This window comes from bacterium (assembly GCA_028821235.1).
Lineage (GTDB): Bacteria > Actinomycetota > Acidimicrobiia > Spongiisociales > Spongiisociaceae > Spongiisocius.
In genome coordinates this window covers 1-5644 of sequence record JAPPGV010000044.1, presented here as the reverse complement: position 1 = coordinate 5644, position 5644 = coordinate 1, and the positions used below count along the sequence as shown (strand labels likewise).

The following is a 5644-nucleotide window of genomic DNA, read 5'->3' as shown; positions in this document are numbered from 1 at the left end:
GGGGGTGGGGAATTTCAGTGATCAACTCCGGGGATTTTCAATGACCATCAACACCTCCTCGGTCGCGTCCGCAAAGGTGGGCACACGGCTGCCACGGGGGTCGAGGCCAGCTTCGATCGTGCGCCGGTTCGCGACGGCCTTTTGGCGGGCTTCGGCCAACGTGACTATCGGATAGGCGCCTAGGCCGATGTTGGTGACCCGCCCATGGAAACGGACCCGCTGGCTCCACGACTTGGATAGGCGACCGTTCGCGGTTGGCTTCACCAGCAGACTGAGCCCGTAGCCGCCGCGTCCGTCGCCGTAACGGCCCGGTCTGCTGACGGTGCGCACAAACGCGGCTGATAAGATCCGTGGACGCTTCACCCGCCTTCTCCCCCCGTTCCGGTTATCACCTGTAGTTATCACTTTATCCGTGGGACTAGACGATACCCCCTGGAACGACAAGACGCAAGAAACATCCCACAACCAGGTAGTTCAGAAGACCACTGGAATGTTCAGAAACCATCCGAGACCAACAAACGGCGGTCACTCCCTCCGCAGTCTCCAGCCACCGACTGCGATAACGATGTCGGAGCCTCCTTCCTGGTTGGCGCCGAAGGGCCCGGGTTCTCGACGCGCGCTATGCGGTCAACATCTATTGACGATAAGGCATTGTCCGGATAGTATTGGCGCCGTGGACATCGAAGCGAGCGCCCGCAAGCATGGTGTCCAAGATGAGGAAATGTTGCATGCACTACGACATCACTGGCGAGCATACGAAACCGACGACCCTGCAGTGACGATGTTCATAGGTCCTTCTACCACGGCAGAACCGTTGGAGGTCGGCGTCGTTTCGGATGATGCAGGGACAGCGATCATCCACGCCATGAGGGCTCGTAAGAAGTTCTTGAAGGGTTGGTGGATCGAATGAGCAGGACAAGGGCAGAACAGGCAAAGGCACTGGAGGAGTGGGCTGATCGCGTTGACGCATCAGAACTCAGACAGGCTGATACCGAGACGCTGCGGGAGATCGCCGCACTAGCCAAGCGTCGCGCCGAGGTGGACGAAGACCTGACCGCAGCAATCCGCTCGGCCAGGCGCGCTCATCGCAGTTGGTCAGAGATCGGGGCGATGCTCGGGGTTTCGAAGCAAGCCGCTCACCGCAAGTACGCTCCGAGGATCTCGACATAGCGCTCGGAGTCGACGGCAACTGGCGATAGGCGGGCGAGGCGTGCTCGCTACGACCGGTGTACCGGCGGCGCTACCACGTCGGATACGGCTTCGGTCGCCGCTTCTTCGAAATACTTGTCCGTGTACACGCCATGGATGGGTACGTGGAAGCGTCGGGTCTCCACGTGGAAATGTACGCCCAGGATCAGGTCCAGGACGCTGCCGGTGCAGACTCCGTCGGTCCGCTCGCACCACGACCCTATCCGGGACTCGATATCGGACGGTGCGTAGGGTGTGTGAGGGCCGATCCTGAGGAACGTCAACCCATCGAGGTTCAGGAGCCCGTTGCTGGTCGAGCATCGGACGGTTCCACGCCTCCAGGGTGACACAGTTCCCACGATTCCCTGCCGGCAGTTCTCGATCGACTCTGTGCTTTCCCCCTCAGGGAGATGGAGGGTCGGGTCGCTGAAGAGGGCGACGTGGGCGATCCGATCCCTTGTTGCCCTGCCGAGCAGGAACATGCTCCGTCTGATGACCTGGGCACCCTGGGAGAACCCGCCGACCAGGAATACCTCGTCAGGGCACGCGGTCCCTCGATCCTCGAGGTACGCGGTGAACTCGCCGATGCCCTCGATGACGGAGTTGCGGTATTCCAATGCCCCCAGACCGTCGATCTCAAGGAGATCGCTTCCCGAGGGCGGCCGGCTTGCGTCCTGGCGGGAGATCCGCCTGATCAGGGACACGATGACCCTGATGACGTTGGTGCGGTACAGGTCGAGGATCGCTGAGATCCCGACGGCCCGGTAGCGGTAACCCCCGTGGGCTTCGGTTCCGAGCTCGTACTTGTTGATCGAATAGCCGGGCAGGCGGGTCTCCACAGAATCGAAGAAGGCCTGGGCCATACCCCCGTGACCGGCGTTGGTCGCTAGTTCCTGATCGGAGCCGCGGGCGAACACAACCGTGAGGTCGGAGCATGGCGGCACCGGCACATCGTCGGCTCCTGCGGGTGACACACCCACCCCGGAACCCGAAGCAGCTATCAGGAGCGCCAACACGCCCGCCAGCAACCTGCGCGCCGATCCCGGCGCTTCCCGCAGAGGCGACGAAGCGTTACGGGTAGCCGACCAGGGAGGGTTTTCCACGCCAGGTCACTCTAGGTCGGACCGGAATCTAACAACTGCCAGGTTGCGGCTGGCGCCCGGCCCGCGAGGCGTTTTTCGTACCGCCGGCGCTAACGGTACGACTCGGATCCGTGGGTGCGGCCGGGTGGGTCGCGTCCCAGGAGGTCCAGCATGCCGGCGCCGGCGTCCTTGAACCAGTCGAAGAGGATCCGCACGTCGGTCCCGATGCAGAAGTGCTTGACGCCCATGTCGAGGTACCGCTCGGCGCCCTCCCGGTCCCTCAACTCGGCTCTCGGAGCGATTCCCATCCGGAGCGCGGTGGAGATCACATGTTCCTCCGCCTCCCTGACCCGCGGGTGGCTCAGCTGTCCCGCCAGGCCGATGCTCATCGCGTAGTCCGCCGGGCCGAACTGGACCATGTCCACCCCGTCCACGGAGAGGAGATCCTCCAGGTTCTCCACCGCCGGGTCCTTCTCGATCATCAGCGCTATCACGGCCCGGTCGAGGGCCTCCACGAAGGCCGGGGTCCCCGCCTCGAGCACCAGCCCGACGTCGCGGCGGAGGCCGACGCCGTGGCGCCCTCCGGAACCCGGGGCTTCGGCCCGGACCGCGCTGACGCACTCCTCCACGTCCTCGACAGTACGGGGATCGGAGAACAGGACGTTCTGGATGCCCGAGCCGATCGCCCGGACCGCCAGGTAGGTACGCGGCTCCTGCTCGATCTTCATCATGGCCGACATGTGGTCGAACAACTCGACCGCCCGGCCCAGGTTCTCCAGGGCGTAGAGGTCGTAGGGCCCGTACTCGGCCACGAACTCCACATAGTCGAACATCCCCGACAGACCGACCAACTCCACCACCGAGGGCCAGGAACTGATGAGATGGGTGCCCAGGGTCGCCTGATCGGCATCCAGCAGTTCCCGCAGCCGGTTACGTCGCAACTCGATCATCTCCCCTGGGTGTTTGGACGGTCGGAGCGCAGCCCGACTGGGCGTGCCAGGCATCATATTCCTTAACATCGCCCTCCGCTCCGCAACGCCGCGCACGGTCTGCCTCTGCCCGCGCCCCGTCCGGTGTCACACCCCGCTGATAATTTCATTAGGGTGATTCCACTGGAGGGAGATGTGATGCAGGCAGAGGCTACGGCTGTACATTCCCGGAAGGAAGAGGTATTCGCGGTCTTCGCGGAGCATGAGAAGACGGAGAAGCCTCCATTCGACGACGTGCTCACGTTGTTCTATCACATGAGGGATCGCGGTTCCGACATAGACGACGTAGGACTGGCGGTAGCACTCGGTCGCCTCGTCCGCGAAGGAAGACTCCGGTATGCCCTCGATGGCATCCGGGTGATTCATCGTTGAGCAGTCGGCAAGACCGACTCCGCCAATCAAGCGTCGGTGATCCGCGAGAGCCGTTTCAGCGGGATCGCGACCGAGTTCTGTACTCCGCGGAGTTCCGTCGTCTCAGCGGGGTCACCCAGGTCGCGTCGGCTGGCGAGGGGGACGTCTTCCATAACCGCCTGACGCATTCGTTGAAAGTCGCACAGGTCGGTCGCCGACTCGCCGAGCGGTTGCTTAAGGACGATGAGGGTCAAGCCGCATCTGGTAGTGACCTCGATCCCGACGTGGTCGAGACGGCCGGCCTTGCCCATGACCTGGGGCATCCTCCGTTCGGCCACGATGGTGAGGAAGTTATACGCCAAGCTGTGGACCCAGACGATTCCGATGGATTCGAAGGCAACGGGCAGTCCTTTCGCATCGTCACGCGGCTTGCTGCCCATGCAGACAACAGCCCGGACCGCGACGATGACAGCACAATCCACGGCAATGCCGGCCTCAATCTCACGCGCGCGACACTCAACGCGATTCTCAAGTACCCATGGTTCCGGCACGGTTCGGAAGACCATCCTGATAAGTGGGGTGCTTACCGGGTCGACGAGGATCGTTTCACCTGGGTCCGGTCTGGCCAGAACGATCGTCAACTAACCCTGGAGGCCGAGTTGATGAACTGGGCCGACGACGTCACCTATGCAGTTCATGATTTGGAGGACTTCTACCGAGCGGGCCTAATCCCTCTGCACAGGCTATTGCACCAAGCCGAGCAGGACCGGTTCATCGAGGCCGCTCAGAAGAGGAAGAAGTCATTGAGAGAGCAAGAGGGATTGGGGAGGGCGCTCAGAACGGTGCTCGGACCCATGAGATTGCTAGACGGACCCTACGACGGCGGTCAACGGCAACGGACGATAATGAACGAAGCAGCGTCTTCGTTGATAACCCAATTCATAACGGAGGATGCGATCCGGCTCTGTGATCCGTCAGAGGGTCGGCGGGTAAAGATAGACCCCAGCATTCGTCTCCAGGTCGATCTTCTCAAAGAGGTGACGTACTACTACGTCATCAGCCATCCCCGTCTGGTCAGCGTCCGTGAAGGACAACGGGCGATGGTGCGCAAACTCTTCGATATCTACCTCGAGGTGCTGGAGGAGAAGAGGAACCAGGCATTGCTGCCCCAGGCAACGCGTGACCGTCTTGAGGACGGCGACGGCCCGCACCGGTTGGCTGCCGATCTGCTGGCGGCCATGACCGAACGCCAGGTGATCCAGACCTATCAGCGGTTCACCGGGATCATCTCAACTCCAACCGCCTACTTTGACTTCTAGGAAGTCCCGGTATCCCCACCGTGGGCTGTGTCGCGAGCTGATCTCCTGTTGGCGGCTCTCGCGGCCGCGTCCTCGCAGCAAACTGCATGAATGGGAATGGGGGTCACCGGTAACCTGTCATAGCGGTCGAGCTTCTACTCGCCATGTCGGAGACCGGGAACTGACCATATTCTGGCGCCACCATTCAGCGCGGCAGACCCCGACGACGCGTACGTAGCGGTCGTCCGCGTCGGCTTACGAACCGGTACTCCTGTCTCCTTGGCGGAGAGGGAGGGATTTGAACCCTCGAGGGGGGTTTGCCCCCTACTCGCTTAGCAGGCGAGCGCCTTCGACCGCTCGGCCACCTCTCCGTGCTACCCGGTCCCCTCGCGATCGGGGGATCCTGAGTCAGCCTGACCGCCCATGATACCTGCGGCTCGAGCCTGACGGCCTTGGCGGTCGGGCGGCTTCCGGTACAGGATCAACCGCGACTATCGTTAGAGGGCAGCAACCGGTGTCGTCTTCCACCGCGACGCCGAGTTTCCGGCATACAACCCGTGCGGCCGTAGCTCAAATGGACAGAGCGTCTGACTACGGATCAGAAGGTTGGGGGTTCGAGTCCTCCCGGCCGCGCTTCCCAGCCTCCCGACCGTTCCGCTTCCGAGAGAGCCCCGTCCTCCCCCTCGTTGACGCTAGCGGGGAGATCGCATATACTGACGACCGTGCACGAGCACGT

General features: G+C 62.6%; 7 protein-coding genes and 2 tRNA genes. 5 read left to right on the top strand and 4 right to left on the bottom strand.

The window, feature by feature from the left end; translation table 11 throughout:
• Positions 1-21 precede the first annotated feature (21 nt).
• Positions 22-363: an Arm DNA-binding domain-containing protein gene (locus OXK16_05180; protein ID MDE0375339.1), complete on the bottom strand. Its 342-nt coding sequence runs from the start codon at positions 361-363 to the stop codon at positions 22-24.
• 310 nt (positions 364-673) lie between these two features.
• Between OXK16_05180 and OXK16_05175 the strand changes: the two genes are divergently transcribed.
• Together OXK16_05175 and OXK16_05170 are read left to right on the top strand one after the other, a co-directional pair.
• Entirely contained in the window at positions 674-910 is a 237-nt protein-coding gene (locus OXK16_05175) for a hypothetical protein (GenBank protein ID MDE0375338.1), read from the top strand.
• Positions 907-1170, top strand: coding sequence for a hypothetical protein (locus OXK16_05170; protein ID MDE0375337.1), 264 nt, complete (start codon positions 907-909; stop codon positions 1168-1170). Before OXK16_05175 ends, OXK16_05170 begins: the two co-directional genes overlap by 4 nt.
• Before the next feature lie 47 nt (positions 1171-1217).
• Here the strand turns inward: OXK16_05170 and OXK16_05165 are convergent, their stop codons facing one another.
• Both OXK16_05165 and OXK16_05160 read right to left on the bottom strand, forming a co-directional pair.
• Positions 1218-2291, bottom strand: a complete 1074-nt coding sequence (locus OXK16_05165; protein ID MDE0375336.1) for a cutinase family protein — start codon at positions 2289-2291, stop codon at positions 1218-1220.
• Between the two features lie 89 nt (positions 2292-2380).
• Positions 2381-3220 carry an aldolase/citrate lyase family protein gene (locus OXK16_05160; GenBank protein MDE0375335.1) on the bottom strand — a complete coding sequence of 280 codons (840 nt, stop codon included), beginning with the start codon at positions 3218-3220 and terminating at the stop codon, positions 2381-2383.
• Positions 3221-3373: 153 nt separating this feature from the next.
• On the opposite strand from OXK16_05160, the gene OXK16_05155 reads away from it, so the two are divergent.
• Complete coding sequence (locus OXK16_05155) at positions 3374-3631, top strand: hypothetical protein (protein ID MDE0375334.1); 258 nt, start codon at positions 3374-3376, stop codon at positions 3629-3631.
• Positions 3628-4929 (top strand): dNTP triphosphohydrolase, encoded by a 1302-nt coding sequence (gene dgt, locus OXK16_05150; GenBank protein ID MDE0375333.1) that lies wholly within the window; start codon positions 3628-3630, stop codon positions 4927-4929. The genes OXK16_05155 and dgt overlap by 4 nt, the downstream gene beginning before the upstream one ends.
• Before the next feature lie 259 nt (positions 4930-5188).
• Here dgt and OXK16_05145 read toward each other — a convergent pair.
• Positions 5189-5279, bottom strand: a tRNA-Ser gene (locus OXK16_05145).
• Between the two features lie 188 nt (positions 5280-5467).
• On the opposite strand from OXK16_05145, the gene OXK16_05140 reads away from it, so the two are divergent.
• A tRNA-Arg gene (locus OXK16_05140) sits at positions 5468-5541 on the top strand.
• Positions 5542-5644 lie beyond the last annotated feature (103 nt).

Coding starts and splice junctions, on each gene's coding strand:
- OXK16_05160 (MDE0375335.1), bottom strand. CDS start 3,220: ATGATCGAGTTGCGACGTAACCGGCTGCGGGAACTGCTGGATGCCGAT.
- OXK16_05170 (MDE0375337.1), top strand. CDS start 907: ATGAGCAGGACAAGGGCAGAACAGGCAAAGGCACTGGAGGAGTGGGCT.